The 17,734-nt window shown below is 59.2% G+C and carries 17 protein-coding genes; 7 read left to right on the plus strand and 10 right to left on the minus strand.

Annotation, left to right across the window (positions count from 1 at the left end):
* The first annotated feature begins 62 nt into the window (after positions 1-62).
* Positions 63-1,088 carry a YhjD/YihY/BrkB family envelope integrity protein gene (locus tag ADA16_RS08205; RefSeq protein ID WP_048760780.1) on the plus strand — a complete coding sequence of 342 codons (1,026 nt, stop codon included), beginning with the start codon at positions 63-65 and terminating at the stop codon, positions 1,086-1,088.
* Here the strand turns inward: ADA16_RS08205 and ADA16_RS08210 are convergent, their stop codons facing one another.
* Complete coding sequence (locus ADA16_RS08210; protein WP_193387496.1) at positions 1,089-2,339, minus strand: D-alanyl-D-alanine carboxypeptidase family protein; 1,251 nt, start codon at positions 2,337-2,339, stop codon at positions 1,089-1,091. It abuts the gene before it with no gap.
* Positions 2,340-2,495: 156 nt separating this feature from the next.
* On the opposite strand from ADA16_RS08210, the gene ADA16_RS08215 reads away from it, so the two are divergent.
* On the plus strand, positions 2,496-3,725 hold the full coding sequence (locus ADA16_RS08215; protein WP_048760782.1) for an adenosine deaminase: 1,230 nt from the start codon (positions 2,496-2,498) through the stop codon (positions 3,723-3,725).
* Between the two features lie 34 nt (positions 3,726-3,759).
* Here the strand turns inward: ADA16_RS08215 and ADA16_RS08220 are convergent, their stop codons facing one another.
* The 3 genes from ADA16_RS08220 to ADA16_RS08230 all read right to left on the minus strand — a co-directional run bounded on the left by ADA16_RS08220 (position 3,760) and on the right by ADA16_RS08230 (position 6,569).
* Positions 3,760-5,001: a hypothetical protein gene (locus ADA16_RS08220; protein ID WP_048760783.1), complete on the minus strand. Its 1,242-nt coding sequence runs from the start codon at positions 4,999-5,001 to the stop codon at positions 3,760-3,762.
* 132 nt (positions 5,002-5,133) lie between these two features.
* On the minus strand, positions 5,134-6,165 hold the full coding sequence (locus tag ADA16_RS08225; RefSeq protein ID WP_048760785.1) for a C40 family peptidase: 1,032 nt from the start codon (positions 6,163-6,165) through the stop codon (positions 5,134-5,136).
* Entirely contained in the window at positions 6,165-6,569 is a 405-nt protein-coding gene (locus ADA16_RS08230; protein WP_161797593.1) for a hypothetical protein, read from the minus strand. The genes ADA16_RS08225 and ADA16_RS08230 overlap by 1 nt, the downstream gene beginning before the upstream one ends.
* Before the next feature lie 263 nt (positions 6,570-6,832).
* Between ADA16_RS08230 and upp the strand changes: the two genes are divergently transcribed.
* On the plus strand, positions 6,833-7,468 hold the full coding sequence (gene upp, locus ADA16_RS08235) for a uracil phosphoribosyltransferase (RefSeq protein ID WP_048760788.1): 636 nt from the start codon (positions 6,833-6,835) through the stop codon (positions 7,466-7,468).
* Positions 7,469-7,477: 9 nt separating this feature from the next.
* Here the strand turns inward: upp and ADA16_RS11150 are convergent, their stop codons facing one another.
* Entirely contained in the window at positions 7,478-8,170 is a 693-nt protein-coding gene (locus ADA16_RS11150; protein WP_152680748.1) for a hypothetical protein, read from the minus strand.
* 196 nt (positions 8,171-8,366) lie between these two features.
* Here ADA16_RS11150 and ADA16_RS08245 point away from each other — a divergent pair, with 196 nt between their 5' ends.
* Together ADA16_RS08245 and ADA16_RS08250 are read left to right on the plus strand one after the other, a co-directional pair.
* Positions 8,367-9,593 carry a M20 family metallopeptidase gene (locus tag ADA16_RS08245; RefSeq protein ID WP_048760792.1) on the plus strand — a complete coding sequence of 409 codons (1,227 nt, stop codon included), beginning with the start codon at positions 8,367-8,369 and terminating at the stop codon, positions 9,591-9,593.
* A 74-nt stretch (positions 9,594-9,667) separates the two neighbouring features.
* Complete coding sequence (locus ADA16_RS08250; RefSeq protein WP_048760794.1) at positions 9,668-11,077, plus strand: NAD(P)H-quinone dehydrogenase; 1,410 nt, start codon at positions 9,668-9,670, stop codon at positions 11,075-11,077.
* A gap of 100 nt (positions 11,078-11,177) precedes the next feature.
* Here ADA16_RS08250 and ADA16_RS08255 read toward each other — a convergent pair whose 3' ends face one another.
* The 4 genes from ADA16_RS08255 to ADA16_RS08270 all read right to left on the minus strand — a co-directional run bounded on the left by ADA16_RS08255 (position 11,178) and on the right by ADA16_RS08270 (position 13,742).
* Complete coding sequence (locus ADA16_RS08255) at positions 11,178-11,456, minus strand: mycoredoxin (RefSeq protein WP_048760796.1); 279 nt, start codon at positions 11,454-11,456, stop codon at positions 11,178-11,180.
* Between the two features lie 123 nt (positions 11,457-11,579).
* On the minus strand, positions 11,580-12,110 hold the full coding sequence (locus ADA16_RS08260; protein WP_048760798.1) for a dihydrofolate reductase: 531 nt from the start codon (positions 12,108-12,110) through the stop codon (positions 11,580-11,582).
* Positions 12,111-12,133: 23 nt separating this feature from the next.
* Complete coding sequence (locus tag ADA16_RS08265) at positions 12,134-12,970, minus strand: thymidylate synthase (protein WP_048760800.1); 837 nt, start codon at positions 12,968-12,970, stop codon at positions 12,134-12,136.
* Between the two features lie 16 nt (positions 12,971-12,986).
* Positions 12,987-13,742: a 3'(2'),5'-bisphosphate nucleotidase CysQ gene (locus ADA16_RS08270; RefSeq protein ID WP_048760801.1), complete on the minus strand. Its 756-nt coding sequence runs from the start codon at positions 13,740-13,742 to the stop codon at positions 12,987-12,989.
* A 157-nt stretch (positions 13,743-13,899) separates the two neighbouring features.
* Here ADA16_RS08270 and ADA16_RS08275 point away from each other — a divergent pair, with 157 nt between their 5' ends.
* On the plus strand, positions 13,900-14,313 hold the full coding sequence (locus tag ADA16_RS08275; RefSeq protein ID WP_048760802.1) for a YccF domain-containing protein: 414 nt from the start codon (positions 13,900-13,902) through the stop codon (positions 14,311-14,313).
* Positions 14,314-14,396: 83 nt separating this feature from the next.
* Here ADA16_RS08275 and pgi read toward each other — a convergent pair whose 3' ends face one another.
* Positions 14,397-16,034, minus strand: a complete 1,638-nt coding sequence (gene pgi, locus ADA16_RS08280; protein ID WP_048760804.1) for a glucose-6-phosphate isomerase — start codon at positions 16,032-16,034, stop codon at positions 14,397-14,399.
* Between the two features lie 202 nt (positions 16,035-16,236).
* Here pgi and ADA16_RS08285 point away from each other — a divergent pair, with 202 nt between their 5' ends.
* Complete coding sequence (locus ADA16_RS08285; protein WP_048760805.1) at positions 16,237-17,718, plus strand: NAD-dependent succinate-semialdehyde dehydrogenase; 1,482 nt, start codon at positions 16,237-16,239, stop codon at positions 17,716-17,718.
* Positions 17,719-17,734: the final 16 nt, after the last annotated feature.

Consider the following 17,734-nt stretch of genomic DNA (forward strand, 5'->3'; position numbering starts at 1 on the left):
TTCCGTCATAGACTCTGCACTTCAGTCTCCCTACTGAAAGCTGGCACGTTAAGGTAGAGGACATGGCAACCTCTACTCAAAAAGATCCGAAGAGAACGGACCGCTATGGCATCGAGCGTGTACACGCCGATGAGCCGAGCGCAATCGACCGCTTCCGCGAAAAGTGGGAGTGGTTCGATCACGTTATGCGGATGCAGGAGCGCTACTCCGAGCAGGGCGGTAACTTTTTTGCTGCCGCTGTCACGTACTTCTCCGTGCTGTCAATTTTTCCCCTAATCATGACGGCATTTGCCATCCTCGCCCTTGTTTTGCGAGGTAATGAGCAGCTGCTCGAGCAAATTCAGTCCGCTATTACCGACTCCATCGATGGGTCGATGGGCGACACCATCAACGCAATCATCGAGGGCGCGATTGATCAGGCTGGTGGCGTCTTCACGGTCGGTTTCATTGCCACCCTGTGGTCGGGTCTGGGTTGGATGAGTAATCTCTCCAACGCAGTGACACAGCTGTGGAAGCGCCCGCTGGGCGCTAGCAACTTCGTGGTAGGCAAGGTTCGAGACCTGCTGCGTCTGCTGGGCATGCTGGTGATGATTCTGCTGACCTTCGCTGTCACCGCGGCCGGCTCTTCCGGACTGACGCAGTCCCTGCTGGACAAGGTTGGTCTGGGGCATGTCCCGGGAATCACAATCATCGCTGGATTGATTGCCATCGCCATTGGTCTTGTAGCCAACTGGCTGCTGTTCTTCTGGATGCTCGCTTTTCTACCGCGCGGCGGTGCCCCATTCCGGTCGGCAGCAAAGGGCGCGATTATTGGCGCTATTGGTCTTGAGGTTGTCAAGCAGCTCGGTAGCGTTTTCTTCTCCAACGCGCTGTCGAACCCGGCCGGTGCAGTCTTCGGTCCGGTCATTGGTCTGATGGTCGTGTTCTACCTCATCTGGCGCATCACCATGTACGCCACTGCCTGGACCGCAACGACCGAAGAGGCGCTTGCCAACGAGGAGCTGGATGCACCTGCTCCCGCTGTCATTAATGTCCGTGCGGAAGCGGCCAACCCGTCCGGATTGAACCGGCTGCTCGGTTCGAAATAACTAGCCGCGTTTGCGCTTGCCGGAGCGGTAGGTGACTATCGCAACAAGTGCGATAACACCTACGATGGCGGCGCTGACAGTAATTTTCAGCCCGGTTCCTGCTGACTCACCGTCGAGGATATCGGGCAATTTTTCTGCCAACTGATTCTCAGCCGCGCTCGCTTCGAGGACACCGACAGAGCTGTCCTGCGGGGCCGCGAAGCCTGCGTCGAGAAGCGATGCCGCCTGCTCCCAGGCCCGCGGTGAATCCTCGACAGTGGCATCGAGGACGATCACGCCAAGACGACGACCGTCGCGCTCGGCCACCCCGGCGAAGGTGTGACGGGCATCGTCGGTAAAACCGGTCTTGCCACCGAGTGCGCCGGGGTAGTCCTGGGCAATCAGCTGATTGTCATTGGCAATTTCGAAGTCATCAACCTCGAGTTCCTTGTCGCCCGGGATGGTGGCCAGATGAGTGGCCGAGAGTTTGCGATAGGTCGAATTGTTGAACGCATGCTGGAAAAACAGTGACATGTCGTATGCCGACGTCATTTGCCCCGGAGCATCGAGACCAGTGGGGTTGACCACTCGTGTATCCGTCGCACCTAGCTTCTTCGCCAGAGTATTGACCTTCTCAGTGGCCTTAGCCATGCCGCCGAGTTCGCGGGCCAGAGCGTGTCCGGTGTCGTTGCCGGAGTTGAGCAACAGACCAGTCAGCAGAGTTTCTACCGAGTAGTTCACGCCCTCGACGATGCCAACGCGGGAGCCCTCCATGTTCGCGTCCTCGAAGGTCGCCGTGACACGGTCATCGAGCTTCAAATCCTCGAGTGCCTCCATCGCGAGCAGCACCTTAATAATCGAGGCGGGACGGTAACGACCGTGCGGGTCCTTGGCCGCAATGACGTCGCCGGATTTCAGATCGAATACGGTCCACGCGGAGGCGGAGAGATCCTTCGGAACGTCAAACCCCTTACCGCTGACAATGCCGCAAGCGGACATCTTGCTACCTCCAGCCGGCTTTTTGGGAACCGGAAGTGGAGCAGGAGATGTCTTGCCGGGGGCTGGAACCTCGGAGGAATCCACCGGTGCTGGCGGGAGGGTTTTGTACGGGCAGCCCTCTGTGTCACGGATGCCAGGGGCGGGGCCGACAACCGGGGGCTCGTCGGTAAGCGAAGGGCTCTGCGCCATAGCGGTGGGAGCGGTGCTCGGCAGCAGCAGAGTACTGGTGGCGAGCAGCGCGACGGTAGTTGAGAAGCGGCGAGAGGTAAACATTATGAAATAAGGGTAGTAAAACGTCACCCGAAATGATGCATTTCTCGTGTGTGAATGGGGGAAATCGGGGGAGAGGGTGCCTTTAGACAGAGCAGAATTGTATTTTCCCGACAGTGAAGTAGAAGCGGAGGGCGCAATACCGATAGTCTGGCCATTATGACTAATTCTTCGCACAGTGATGCTCAGTCTCTGGACACACAGTCTTCGGCATCGAATCTCGATGAAATGCGTAAGGTTGTCGCCAGCCTGCCCAAGGTACTGCTTCATGATCACCTCGATGGTGGTCTGCGCCCGCAGACCGTTATCGACCTGGCCGCGGACTGCGGTTACACCGATCAGCTGCCGACCACCGATGCGGATGAGCTGGAGCAGTGGTTTATTGACACCGGCAACTCCGGATCGTTGCCGAGCTACCTGACTGCCTTCGCGCACACCTGTGCTGTCATGCAGACCGCTGAGTCGCTGACGCGTGTGGCTCGTGAGGCCGTCGAAGATCTGGCTGCCGACAATGTCGTCTACGCTGAGCTGCGTCTGGCTCCGGAAAACCATCTGGAAAAGGGCCTGGATATGCAGGCTGTTGTTGATGCGCTGGTCGAGGGCCTGGCACAGGGTGAAGCTCACGCTGCCGCCGAGGGAAGGCACATCACCGCGCGTCTGCTCATCTGCGCGATGCGCCAGAATGACAACTCGAAGGAAGTCGCACAGCTGGTTATCGACAACTACGGGAAGAACTCCGACGGCTACGTTGTCGGTTTCGACATCGCGGGTCCGGAAAACGGCTTCCCGCCGGCCAACCATGCTGAGGCTTTTACCATGCTGCGGGAAAACCTCATTCCAGTGACCATTCACGCAGGTGAAGACGCTGGTGTCGATTCGTTGCAGGACGCTGTCGTACAGGGTGCACACCGTCTCGGCCACGGTGTGCGCATCTATGAGGACTTCGGCGCTTCTCTCGAGGGCATCGAGTGCCAGGAGGTTGCCTCCGCTATCCGTGACCGCCAGATTCCACTGGAAATCTGCCCGACCTCCAACGTCCAGACCGGCGTCTGTGACAGCGTTGCGGATCACCCGTTCTCGCTTCTCGACGACATGAGTTTTGCCTGCACCGTGAACACGGATAACCGCTTGATTGGTGCGACTTCCATGACCAGGGAGTGCATGGAGCTGGTGGAGAACTTCGGGTACGGCTACAGCGAGTTGTTCGAACTGACCTCCAACGCGCTCAACAACGCATTCGTGGACCTGCCGACCCGCGAGCACATCATGGACACCATTATTTATCCCGCTTACCTGCAGCTCATCGACAACGATGACGAGGACCTCGAAACTGATGTCAACGGTACGGGTTTCGGTGCCGACGATGAGTTGAACCTGACGCTGGACTAGCCAGCGCCGGCCAACTTTAACCGAGCAGAGAAGGTTAGATCTTGGTCGTAAACCGAGCGGCCAAGCCCTTCTCCAGCTGCCGCCAGCCCTCGGCCTCATCGTCGTAAGGCGGAACCGGCTCAGACATCTCCCCGGTATCCAGCAGGAAGTTCAGCAGCCACTGCAGCTGCTGGTTGCCCGCCAGAACCTCGTTCACAGCATCGTCGCCAGCCCAGTCAGCGGCGTCTGCGAGTAGCTCGTATGCGCGGGCAAGCTGGGCTGTGTCCACGGCGTTCGGCCCCTTCTCAATATCCTCGGCCAGACCGGTGAACGAGTACTCATTGTCCTCGTGCACTACGGCCTCCAGCTCGCCTGCGTTGGCGGCAGTGATGATTTCATCCCAGGTTGTCAGAGAAGACATGTCGTGATGCTTGTGCTCCAGCAGCCAACGCACCATTGTGCGGGGCTGTGAGAACGTGTGAATCTCACCGGCGCTACCCAGGAATAGCGGGCGGCGACCCATGTAACAGCGCAGCGTGTAGAGTGTGCGGCCAGCAATGGAGATTTTAATTGGGTCGATGCCGGCGCTCGCCCACACTGTCTGATCGTACGGATCGCCGGTGGTCTCCTCTGCGTCCTTCTTTTCCTCTTCGCGCTTCTTCTCTGCTGCTTCACGACGCTCACGCTCCGCAGCCTCCGCTTCCTTCAATGCGGCAGCAGCAGTGGTTTCAGACTCTTCATCGATGCTTGGAGTATTTGCGCCGATGGCATCGGTAGCGTCAATGCAATTGTCCCAGTTGGTCAGGATAACGTTGCCGATAGCAGACCACTGAGCCGCGCCGCTGCCCTGGAAGTGATCAGCACCATTTTGCGTGGCAGCCAGGACAGAGTGCGAGGCGAACATCTGGTTAATCGGAGTGAGATCCGCAATCGCACCAATCGAGCGAGTGATGGAAAGAATGCGATCTGCCCGTGAAACATGGTCGTAGTCGGCTCGACCGGCCAGGATTTCCGGCAGTCCAATCAGGTCATAGCGGTGGCGTGGCGCAGCGATGGCAGCTCCCGGCAGCTGCTGGCTGAAGTTGCGCCAACCGGGGTGCTGCTTGAAGTCGTGATGAGCGTCCGACTGCAGGAAAGCCAGGAGCTTGGCCGCAGATGAGAACAAATAGATGTCATCGCCGCGACCGAGCAGAGCCTGCCACTCGGAGCCACCCTCACGCCAGCTCGGAGCCCACAACGTGTAAAAGGTGCCCGAAGTCAGCTCGAGTTCGATAGGAACGATGCCTTTCCTGGCCATAGTTTTCGTCGCAGCCCTTCTGCTTGTCGGTGATTATTAGAACTTTAGAATTGTCATACCTGCAGCGCCCCCACGGGTGGCAAGTTTGCGTATTCCCATCTTAGAAGTTTTGCGACACAGATACCCACCGCACTATCCGGTCGGGCGGTAGAAACCCTTAAACGGCATGCCGATGTTGGTCGTACGCACGGGGTTGACCTGTACCGGATCGCCTGCTTCGACCATTTTGCCGTCGCCGATAACCATGGCGACATGGCCGTTCCACACTGCAAGATCACCGGGCAGCAGCTCATCCTGGCTCACCTGCCTGCCGACGGCCTGCGCTTCCGCCGTGCGGGGAATGTCGACACCAGCTTGCCCATAAGCCCAGTGCGTCAAGCCTGAGCAATCGAGCGCCTGCCCCGGAGTGTTCCCGCCCCAACCATAGGGCGTTCCGACAGCGCTGAGCGCAGCCTTCACCGCAGCCTGGGCTTCTGGGGTTGGCGCGCCAGCGCCCGCATCCGCAGCTACCGGTGCGCCGCCCGAATCAGAAGTATCAGCAGCGTCGGTAACGGTAGTCGATTCTGGGGTGTTCGCAGACGGAGAAGCGAGCGCGGCTTGAGTGGTAGCTGGGGCCTCCAACTGCGTCGGACGTGGTGGGGTAGGGGTGTCCACCGCAGCGCTTGCCTGCTGCATCAGTGACTGCACCAGAGGTCGCAGTTCTTGCTCAAGTTTCATTAGCCGCGCAATGGCCTGTGAGATTGCGGAACTGGCTGCTGAGACCAGGCTGGCGCCGGTCGCGGCGAGCCCTGCGGGCCCCGTAGCAGTCGCAGTCAACGAACCCATGGCGGAAGTGACAAAGTCCATGGCAATTCGGGCCAAATCAGTGGCCGCGGACAGCACTGCGGCCAGGCCCTTGGCAATGTCTCCGTCAATGGTTCCGGCGCGAGTTTCCAAATCCGCTGCCGCGTTTGCAGCCCGTTTGAGACTCGTCCCCGCGGCGCCTGCGCCGGAACTAGCACCGTCGACCCAGTTGCGTTCAACGGAATCTGCAACTGAGCGCCAGGCGGTACTCGCGGCGGGGATTGCGGCCCCAGCAAGTCCTGCCAGCGCGGGTGCGATGGCGGGACTTAGCTGTTGCGCAATTGTGCTGGGGACCTCCGTAAGCAGATTGGTGGGAAGCATCACGCACCACCGATCCCGCGAGTTGCAACGGCTCCCATTCTCGGTGAGATGGACTGCAACGCATGCGCGCCGGCATCTTCAGCAGTGGATACCGCAGAGACAAGATCGCTCAGTGCACGAGCAGCGCTGGTGCCGTATTCATTCAGCTCAGTTACATGCTCATGTTGGCGCTGTAGAGCCGTGGCTGCCGCATGACAGAAGGGGCCGACAAACGGGACGTCGCCAAGCGATTGTAGTGCGCCGACGTCCAGGTTAGCGCCGTTGGCCTGCTGCGACAATGCGTTAAGGTGCGCCGCGTTGGCGGAAATGAGCTCTGGCACCAGCGTAAAAATCGAGCCATTCCCGCTGGTGACCGGAGATAGAAACGATGGGCTGGGGGTGTTGTGTGGTGATGGACGGAGCAAGATCGACGGCCTCTCTGGGAAATTCGCGTTTGGTCAAAGACGCAGCGCTGCGGCAGAACGGCTAGCGGAGCGTGAACGACGGCTGAGATAGTAAGTGGAGTTAGTGGTAAGCGGACCTTCATGAATGGGGCGTATTAAAAAGCCCTCGTATTGTTAGGCGCGAAAAAGGCCGATTCGGTTCCATCTTTTTATGGCAATCGGTTAAGAAATTTGGGATAGCGGCACCAGAGCTGCAAAAAGCAAAGCAATGTATTTTGGAAGGCATGGAGATTACCGTTGTCAACCATCCCTTGGCACAGTCACGTTTGACCATCCTGCGCGACGCGCGCACCGATAACGCGGGCTTCCGCGCGGCATTGGCCGACCTGGGTGTAATGCTCATTTACGAGGCAAGCAGGGAGCTGCCCGTCGATAACTTCGATGTTCAGACCCCAATTACCACTGCGCCGGGTTACCGTCTACAGGATCCGCCGATTATTGTTCCCGTCATTCGCGCGGGACTCGGCATGATTGACCCGTCGCTGTCGATGATTCCGGATGCGCAGGTGGGCTTTATTGGCCTGGCGCGTGATGAGGAAACCCATCAACCAGTGCCGTACCTCGAGGCGCTGCCGGAGGATCTGTCCGGGCGCACCGTCTTCCTGGTCGACCCAATGCTGGCAACCGGTGGTTCACTGCTGCATGCCCTGAAGTTGCTGGTGGACCGTGGCGCGGACAACATCACGGCCGTGTGCATCATTTCTGCACAGCAGGGCGTCGATGCCTTGAAGGAGTCCGGTTTCCCAGTGCGCCTAGTCACTACCGTGGTGGACCCGGATCTCAACGAGGATGCTTATATCGTGCCGGGGCTGGGAGATGCGGGCGACCGCCTCTACGGTCCCCGCAACATCGACTTGTAGATTGCTCTTTTAAGCAGTGCCCCAGGCCTCGGCGGCGTACTTCTTGATGACCACATTGTCCTTGGTCACAAGAACTCCGTCGGGGGACATCTGGTACTTGTACGAGCCGTTGCGTGCAACAACGCGGTCGCCCTCATCGACGATGATGTCCATCGACCCGGAACCCTGCGGCGTATCCGAGCGGTAGTACTTCTCGCCCGAGCGTGTCTCACAAGCGGCGGCCTTAATTCCCTGCTCAGCAGCGACAACGGCAAAGGCGCGGTCGCCACTGTCGCAGCGGGCGGAGCTGCCTACAAAGCCCAGTCCATCCAGGTCGGAGCGTCCAGTGCCGAAGTCCTGTCCCTCCGGAACTGATGTCGGCTCGGAGCTTGTCGTCGTGGCTGATGAAGAAGTGGTGCTCGGCGTAGACGACGAGGACGATGTCGACGTACTCGACGTGCTTGACGTGCTTGACGACGACTCGGAGGACTTCGTTGTAGTCGTTGTTGTGGTGGTCGTCTTGCTCGTAGAAGTCGAACTCGTCGAGGGGGACGGTGTCGAACTGGGCGACGTCGGCTGCGAGGAGGAGGGGACCTCCGGGCGCTTGGGCTCATCACTATTGTTCAGCGACAGCCCGATGGCGATGCCGATGACGACCACGAGTGCGGTGGCCACGATGATGATGGGGATGCTGAGAGACTTAGGTGTGCCATTGCCGGACATGCCTATTATCATCGCAGACTTCCTCAAAATGTGAAACATCTGAGAACTAAAGAAGCCAAAGTGAAAGAAGTAGCTTTTGTTTATGCATGCTGCTGGCGCTGACGTTCAAACGCTCATCGGCCACTGTTGTCGCTGGCGCAGTCGTCGGTAGGCCTCTTGTTACGGCCTGTCGGTGGAGTGCTTACACTTGAGAGTTGTGATTGAGGAGTTTATTAAGCACTGGTGGGCCGAGCACGCGAACGAGATTCTCGAGTGGCGGCGGCATCTTCATGCGCACCCGGAGCTATCTCATATGGAGCACGCCACCACTGCCTTCGTGGAGGAGAAGCTGCGTGCAGCGGGGCTGAAACCAGTGCTGTTTCCCAACACCGGTCTGATGGTCGACATCGGTGAAGACGAACTCGCCGGTAGCGAAGCCGGAGGTGAGCTCCCGGGACGTCTCGCTTTCCGCGGTGACATAGACGCGCTTCCAATTACAGAGACCACAGGGCTGGAGTTTGCTAGCACCAACGACGGCGTCATGCATGCCTGCGGGCATGATTTCCACACCACGATTACGCTCGCGACGGCGCTGGCTATGGCCGAATACCATGAAAAGCACACGTTGCCGACGCCGCTGAGATTCATTTTCCAGCCCGCTGAGGAAGTCATGGTTGGCGGTGCACCTGAGGTCATCGCTGCTGGTGCGCTCAAAGGCGTCGAGCGGATCTTTGCCGTCCACTGCGAGCCGAAGCTGCGCGTCGGTCACGTCGGCGTGCGTACGGGTGCCATCACCTCTGCGGCCGACACGCTGGAGATTCAGGTTCATGGCCCGGGCGGGCATACCTCCCGTCCGCAGATGACAGCCGATGTTGTCTATGCGTTGGGTAAATTGATTGTCGATTTGCCGGGGCTGCTGTCCCGACGTGTCGACCCGCGCACTGGTACCGTGCTCACGTTTGGCTCTGTCCACTCCGGGTATGCGCACAATGCGATTCCATCGGAAGGTAGCGTCAGCGGCACGCTCCGCACCGCCGACATCAAAACCTGGCGCGCCATCGATCCACTCGTACGCGAACTGATTGAACAGGTTCTCGCCCCGACTGGTGCCGACTGCACCATCAATTACGAGCGCGGCGTGCCGCCCGTGCTTAACGACGAATACTGCACCGCACTGATTGCGGAAGCGGTGCGACAAGTGGATGAGAATGCTGTCATCCAGGCTCCGCAGTCGTCCGGTGGCGAGGACTTCGGTTGGTATCTTGAGCATGTTCCTGGTGCGATGGCTCGTTTGGGCTGCTGGTCCGGGCGTGGGGACAAGCATGATCTGCACCGAGATGACCTGATCGTGGACGAGCGCTGCCTGGGCGTTGGTGTGAAACTCTTCGCAGGCATCGTCGCACGCTATGAAGACGGCGCGCAGCCAACCCTGACTGTCCGTTAGACTATGGGGCAAAGCGGGGAAAATGCCTCCCGCGGTAGTTACATTGTGATATTCACGGCAACTTTGGAGGATTTGTGGCACAGAGGATCGTAATCATTGGCGGCGGCCCAGCCGGCTACGAGGCAGCCCTGGTTGGCGCCAAGTACGGTGCTGAAGTCACTGTGGTTGAGGATGCCGGTATGGGCGGTTCTTCCGTCCTGTGGGATTGCGTTCCCTCTAAGGCCTTCATCGCGGCGACGGGCGTTCGTACCGATATGCGCCGCGCGGACGAGATGGGTCTGCGTCCGGACTTCTCCCAGCGCAAGATTGACTTCACTGCGGTCAACGAGCGTGTTAAGCGCCTGGCACAGCAGCAGTCCGACGATGTTCGCGCGCAGATGGAGCGCGAGGGCATCAAGATGCTGCAGGGTCGCGGTCGTCTCGATGACCACGACTCGGGCCGTGTAACTCACTACGTCACCGTCGATTTGCTCGAGGGTGGCGAGGTCACTCTTGAAGCCGACCTGGTGCTGGTCTGTACCGGTGCGTCCCCGCGCATTCTCCCGGGCGCTATCCCCGATGGTGACCGTATTTTGACCTGGCGTCAGGTCTACGAACTGGACGAGCTGCCGGAGCACCTCATTGTGGTCGGTTCCGGTGTTACCGGTGCTGAGTTCGTATCCTCGTTCACCGAGCTGGGTGTGAAGGTCACCATGGTCGCGTCGCGTGACCGCATCCTGCCGCACGAGGATGCCGATGCTGCAGATGCCCTGGAGGAGGTCCTGCTGGAGCGCGGTGTGGACGTTGTTAAGAACGCCCGCTGTGATCTTGTCGAACGCACTGAGGACGGCGGCGTTCGCGTCGTCACTTCCGACGGCCGTGAGGTCTTCGGCTCGCACGCGCTGATGACCGTCGGTTCGATTCCGAACACCGCTGATATGGGACTGGACGCCAGCGGTGTGGAGATGACCCCGTCCGGCCATATTCACGTTGACCGTGTCTCCCGTACCAACGTGCCGGGTATCTACGCTGCCGGTGACTGCACCGACCTGTTCCCGCTGGCTTCCGTTGCAGCTATGCAGGGCCGTATTGCGATGTACCACGCTCTCGGTGAAGGCGTATCTCCGATTCGCCTGCGCACTGTTTCCTCGGCAGTGTTCACCCGCCCGGAGATTGCGACTGTCGGTGTCTCCCAGGCTCAGATCGAGTCCGGTGAGGTTTCCGCTCGTGTAGAGGTCTTCCCACTGGCGGGTAACCCGCGTGCGAAGATGCGCTCGCTGCGCCACGGCTTCGTCAAGCTGTTCTGTCGTAAGAACTCCGGCATGATTATCGGTGGTGTAGTGGTCGCTCCGACCGCCTCCGAGTTGATTCTGCCAATCGCAGTTTGTGTCTCCAACCAGCTCACGGTTGATGACCTGGCAAGCTCTTTCTCCGTCTACCCGTCGCTATCTGGCTCCCTCACTGAGGCGGCTCGTCAGTTGATGGCACACGACGATCTGGAGTAATGCTGGCAGCGCGACTAGTAGCATGACCGGTCGCGCGTGAACATAAAAAGCCGAGCCCCGAAAGTGAGGCTCGGCTTTTTTTAATTGCTTAGCTTCTTAATTACTTGTCGGAGAGCTCAGCGTACTTAGCGGTGACTTCCTCAACCGACGGATTCGTGGCGTGCTTGCCATCTGAGTACAGCACAGTTGGAACAACGCGGTTGCCGTCATTGACGGACTCAACCCACTTCGAAAGGTCCTCGTGCTTTTCTACGTCCCAAGCTTCAAACGGAGTGCCGTTATCCTTCAGGCCAGCGATAAGATTCTGGCAGAAAGGACACCAGGACGCAGCGTAAATGGTCACGTGTTCGGTGGTCTTTGGAGTCTTTACATCAGTCATATCCAGTTCAACACGCAGCCCAGGGGCGATATTCCAGTGCGAAGTATTTCGCCGCTCGTTCAATCCGCCACCTGAGGGACGCCAGAGCCCCTTCCGAGGAAACTGCCAGCACTGCTAGGAAAGCTAATCCTCTAGCCGCCGCCACGTGCAGAAGCGGTAGCGCAGGCCGGTCGTTGATGTCTGCCACGGGCCATCCTCAACGCGGACCCAGTCATAGAGGTCGGGAGCCATGACCGGCACTGGGACACTGACATCAGTATCAATGTCGGTGACCACGCATTCGTCGGCAAGCGAAAGCGCATCGCGATAGACACGTCCGCCTCCGATGATCCATGCCGCGGGCTCGTCGGCGACGGCAGCGAGTGCGGCTTCGAGGTTGGATGCGGATTCGGCGCCGGGGAAATCGGAAGTGGAACGCGAAAGGACGATGTTGCGGCGGCCGGGGAGCGGACGGAACTTGGGGTTCAGTGAGTCCCACGTGCGACGCCCCATGATGACCGGTGCGCCCATCGTGGTTGTTTTGAAATGCTGAAGATCCTCGGGCAAATGCCAGGGCATAGTGGCGCCGTCACCGATAATGCCGGTGCGGGACTGCGCCCAAATCATTCCTACAAAAGCGGGCCTTGCGCTGGTGGAAGCGGTGGACTCGTTCATGTCGACACTCACCTTTCGCTGATTTAGACAGCCACCTGCCCGCGAATCAAAGGATGCGGGTCGTAGCCGATGACCTCAATGTCCTCGTAAGCGTAGTCGAAAATGCTGTCAGCCTTCCGTAGCTTCAGCGTGGGGTAGGGGCGCGGCTCACGAGAAACCTGCAGCTCGCACTGCTCAATGTGGTTGTCGTAAATGTGGCAATCGCCGCCAGTCCAGATGAACTCGCCGACATCCAAACCTGCTTGCTGCGCCATCATGTGGGTCAACAGCGCATAGGACGCGATGTTAAACGGTACGCCCAGGAACATGTCCGCACTGCGCTGGTAGAGCTGGCAGCTGAGCTTGCCGTCGGCGACGTAGAGCTGAAAGAGCAGGTGGCACGGAGGCAGCGCCATATTGGAGATTTCGGAGACATTCCAGGCGCTGACAATGTTACGGCGGCTATCCGGGTTGGACTTCAACGTCTCCAGCGCCTGCGCAATTTGGTCGATGTGGTGCCCGTCCGGAGTTGGCCAGGAGCGCCACTGTACGCCATAGACCGGGCCGAGGTCGCCATTGTCGTCTGCCCACTCGTCCCAAATCGTCACCCCGTGATCCTGTAGCCAGTGGACATTCGAGTCGCCGCGGAGGAACCACAACAGCTCGTACACGATGGACTTCAGGTGCACCTTTTTGGTGGTGATCAGCGGGAAGCCCTCGCTCAGATCAAAGCGCAGTTGGCGGCCGAACACCGAGCGAGTACCCGTGCCAGTGCGGTCTGATTTGGCGGCTCCGTCAGCGAGAATTTCGCGCAGCAAATCCTCGTACGGGGTCTTAATGCCCTGATGAGCGTGTGTCGTAGTGTCAGTGGAGTCGGTCATAGCCGCCCTATTTTACCTATTCTTGCTCTTGATCCTTGAATTCCTTCACAGCTGCGAGGATTTCCTCCGACAGGTCCGGTCGGCAGAACAGCATATCCGGCAGGAACGTGTCAACGTTGTTGTAGGTCGGCTCAGAGCCGTCGAGGCGGCTGACATGCAAACCGGCGGACTTAGCGACACCAACCGGCGCTGCCGAGTCCCACTCGTACTGGCCACCGTCGTGAATGTAAGCGTCGTAGTCACCGAGCAGTACGTGCATTGCCTTCGCACCAGCGGAGCCCATCTCTACCAGCTCCATGTCCAGCTTTTCGGCGACGTACTTTGCCACAGCCGGTGGGCGAGTACGCGAAACGACAATCTTGCCCGCGCGCGGCCCCTGCACGGCCTTAGCCTCGCCGGTGTGGAAAACCTGACCGTGATCAGGCAGACCAACAGCAGCGTGGGTCGGCTGGCCGTCTTCTACCAGCGCGACATGAACTGCCCAGTCCTGACGGCCCGAAGCAAACTCTCGAGTGCCATCGAGTGGGTCAATGATCCACACGCGCTTTGAGTCCAAGCGCTCACGGTTATCCGCGGCTTCTTCCGACAGCAGCCCGTCATCCGGACGGTGCTGTTCCAGCACACGGGCAATCCACTCCTGCGCCAGTGCGTCGCCGGCATCTCCCAGAATGCGACCACGCAGCAGGCCTACGTTACGGACACCTTTGAGAATTTCACTGGCGCCCACGGCAAGTCGATAGGCAAGAACATCATCTTCAATGTAGGCAGACATGTCTTAGATACTATTAGCTTTTTCCCGACCCCGCTTTGCGACGAGATGCCGCGACTTATTCTCACCGCAACCAGGTGGCCCCATTGTCGTAGCTCCTGACCTTGCGCAGGCGTTAGTTGAGCCCTGCTAGTTCCAGTTGCCGACTACACTTGGTGGCATGAAGACCTTGCTGAATATCATTTGGCTGTTGTTCGGTGGCCTGTGGCTTGCCCTGGGTTACATTTTCTTCGGCGTTCTTGCCTGTATTTTGATTGTTACCATTCCCGCTGGTGTCGCCTCTTTCCGCATGGCTTCTTATGCACTGTGGCCGTTTGGACGCTCCGTGGTGGAGCGTTCCGGTCGGGGCGCGGTCGGTGCCGTTAGCGCCGGTGTGATGAATGTAATCTGGTTCCTCATCGCTGGCCTGTGGCTGGCCATCGGGCATATCGTGACTGCGGCGGCACAGGCTGTCACCATCGTTGGTATTCCGCTGGCTGTGGCCAACGTCAAGATGATTCCGGTGACGTGCTTCCCATTCGGCAAGGAGATTGTCAAGGGCTACCGCGCTGACGGCTACGCGGTGAAGGTTTAGTGTGATACGAATAACAAAAGTCCGCCCCGGCGATACGCCGGGGCGGACTTTTTAGTTGACTCTGGCCAATTGCCTAGGAGGTACTAGCGCTTGTCGCGGTACCAGGTCAGCAGCGCATCGGTGGAGGCATCGCCCGAATCCGGTGCAACTTCACCGGTAACAGCAGGTAGTAGGTCGCCAGCCTGCTGCTTGCCCAGCTCCACGCCCCACTGGTCGAAGGAATTCAGGCCCCAGACAATGCCCTCGACAAAGGTGATGTGCTCGTAGAGTGCAATCAGTGCACCCACAGCGTCCGGGGTCAGTTCCTCAGCCATGATGGTCGTGGTCGGGCGGTTGCCCGGCATGACCTTGTGCTCCACGAGTTCCTCAGCAATGCCCTCTGCGCGGATTTCATCCGCGGTTTTACCGAAGGCCAGCACCTTGGTCTGTGCGAAGAAGTTACTCATCAGCAGGTCGTGCATGGAACCTTCGCCGGATGCCGTCGGCAGATCCTGGCGCGGGCGGGCAAAGCCGATGAAGTCAGCTGGGACCAGGCGGGTGCCCTGGTGGAGGAGCTGGAAGAAAGCGTGCTGGCCGTTGGTCCCCGGCTCGCCCCAGAAGATTTCTCCGGTGTTGTAGTCCACCCTCTTGCCGTCGACACGCACGGATTTACCGTTCGATTCCATGGTGAGCTGCTGAAGATACGCCGGGAAGCGGGAGAGGTCCTCGGAGTAAGGCAGCACGGCATGCGACTGGGCGTCGAGGAAGTTGGAGTACCAGACATTCAGCATGCCCATGAGCACCGGCACGTTCTGCTCCAACGGGGCGTTGAGGAAGTGCTCATCCATTGCGCGGAAGCCCTGCAGGAAGCGCATGAAATCCATCGGGCCGACGACGGCCATGATGGACAGGCCGATGGCGGAGTCGACGGAGTAGCGGCCGCCGACCCAGTCCCAGAAGCCGAACATGTTCTCAGTGTCGATGCCGAATTCGGCGACCTTTTCGGCGTTGGTGGAAACGGCAACAAAGTGCTTGGCGACGGCTTCTTCGCTACCCAGCTGCTGGATAAGCCAGCGGCGAGCTGCGTGAGCGTTGGAGAGAGTCTCCTGAGTAGTGAAAGTCTTGGAAGCGACGATGAACAGTGTCGACTCCGGATCGACCTCATCCAGAACCGCCTGCAAATCAGACGGGTCAACGTTGGAGACGAAGCGGGCATCAATGCCGGCGGTGGCGTAGGTGCGCAGCGCCTTGGTTACCATTGCCGGGCCCAAGTCGGAGCCACCGATACCGATGTTGACCACGGTCTTAATGGTGTGGCCTGTGTAGCCCAGCCATTCTCCGCTGCGTAGGCTGCGGGCGAAGTCGCGCATGCGGCCGAGAACCTCGTGCACGTCGGCCGCGACATCCTGATCGTCAACGACGAGGTTTTCCTCGGCCGGTAGGCGCAGTGCGGTGTGCAGTACGGAGCGGTTTTCGGTGGAGTTGATCTTGTCACCGCGGAACATCTTTTCGCGTGCTTCCTCGATACCAGCGGCGCGAGCAAGTTCAACCAGCTCGGCAAAACCATCGAGGCACATCAAGTTCTTGGAGAGGTCAACGTGGAGAGTGCCAGCATCGAAAGTCAGCTTCTCAGCGCGGCCTTCTTCATTTGCGAAGAGCTCACGCAGCGAGGTGCCGCGGACGTTGTCCACGCGCTTAGCCAGCTGAGCCCACTGCTCGGTTCCAGTGATATCTACAGTCATTCCTGCTCCCAGGTGATTTTTGACGAAATGCACTTTATACATCCCCAGACTAGTTACGTTTCGGCGCTCTCGCCGGGCGGCAGGATTCGACCAGGCGTGACCGCAATCTGCCAGCAACTCGATTCCGCTGTGCTTATGCGTCGCCCATCCGCCACCTACGAGCCCCTAGCCCGCGTCAGCAAAGGCACCTACCCTGGAAAATATGACCGATTTCACTCCTGATTACGACAACATCCTCAAAGATGTCCCCACCGGTCTGCTTATCGGTGGCCAGTTCCGCCCCGCGACGAATGGCGAGACCTTCGACGTAATTAACCCCGCCACCGACAAGACGCTGGTCAAGGTCGCTTCTGCCACCGAGGAAGACGCCAAGCAGGCGCTTGACGACGCCGTCGCCGCCCAAGCGGAGTGGAAGGCAACCCCGCCCCGCAAGCGCAGCGAAATCCTTTACCGAGCCTTTGAACTTATCCGTCGAGATAAGGACAAGCTGACCCAGTTGCAGTCCCTGGAGATGGGTCGTGCACTACCGGATTCCAAGGGCGAAGTCAGCTACGGTGGCGAGTTCTTCCGTTGGTTCGCCGAGGAAGCCGTGCGTATCTCCGGCGATTACCGGATCTCTCCGAGCGGCACTTCGCGCGTCGCGGTTATTAACCAGCCGGTCGGTCCGGTTTTGGCCATTACACCGTGGAATTTCCCGCTGGCGATGGGCACGCGCAAGATTGCCCCGGCACTCGCCGCCGGTTGCCCGATTATCATTAAGCCCGCTTCCAAGACTCCGCTGACCATGCTCTACCTGGGCAAACTTCTTATCGAGGCCGGAGTTCCCGCAGGTGTCGTTTCCGTGTTGCCGACGGGGCACTCATCCAATGTCTCAGCGCTGCTTTCCGATGACCGCCTGCGCAAGTTCACTTTCACCGGTTCTACCGAAGTTGGCCAGATGCTTGCAGCGAAGGCTGCGGAGACCTCGATGAAGGTTTCCCTTGAGCTCGGCGGGAATGCTCCGTTTGTCATTCTCTCCGATGGCGATGTCGATAAGGCTGTGCAGGCAGTCAGCGACGGCAAGCTCCGCAATGGCGGCCAGGTGTGTATCGCGCCGAACCGCTTTATTGTTCATGAATCCAAGAAGGATGCGTTCGTCGAGGGCGTCGTCAAGCGTTTTGCGGAACTGAAGTTGGGCGAGGGTACCGATCCTGCCACGGATCTTGGCCCACTGGCGCTGCGCGATCAGCAGGAAAAGGTTCGTGATCTGGTTGAAGATGCGGTCAAGCGTGGTGCGAAGGTTGAGTGTGGCGGCAAGATTCCGGATCTCGGAGGCGTGCTTTCCGACGGCTACTTCTTCGAACCCACAGTTCTGACCGATGTGCCCGAGGACGCGGATATTGTCCGCGAAGAGATTTTCGGTCCGGTGGTTGCAGTGACAACCTTCACGGACGATGAGCACGCGATTGAGCAGGCAAATGACACGATTTTTGGTCTGGCTGCGTATGTGTTCAGTGAGAACCTGACTAAGGCGCTCGGTGCGGCGGAGGCATTGGAGTCCGGCATGGTTGCGGTCAATAAGGGCTCGCTGTCGGACCCGTCGGCGCCGTTCGGTGGTGTCAAGCAGTCCGGTCTTGGCCGTGAGGGTGGCTTCACCGGTATCAATGAGTTCCTTGAGGAAAAGCTAATCTCTCTGGAAGGCTAGCTGAACCGTAGCTGGC

This window comes from Corynebacterium vitaeruminis (assembly GCF_001054325.1).
GTDB classification, from domain to species: domain Bacteria; phylum Actinomycetota; class Actinomycetes; order Mycobacteriales; family Mycobacteriaceae; genus Corynebacterium; species Corynebacterium vitaeruminis_A.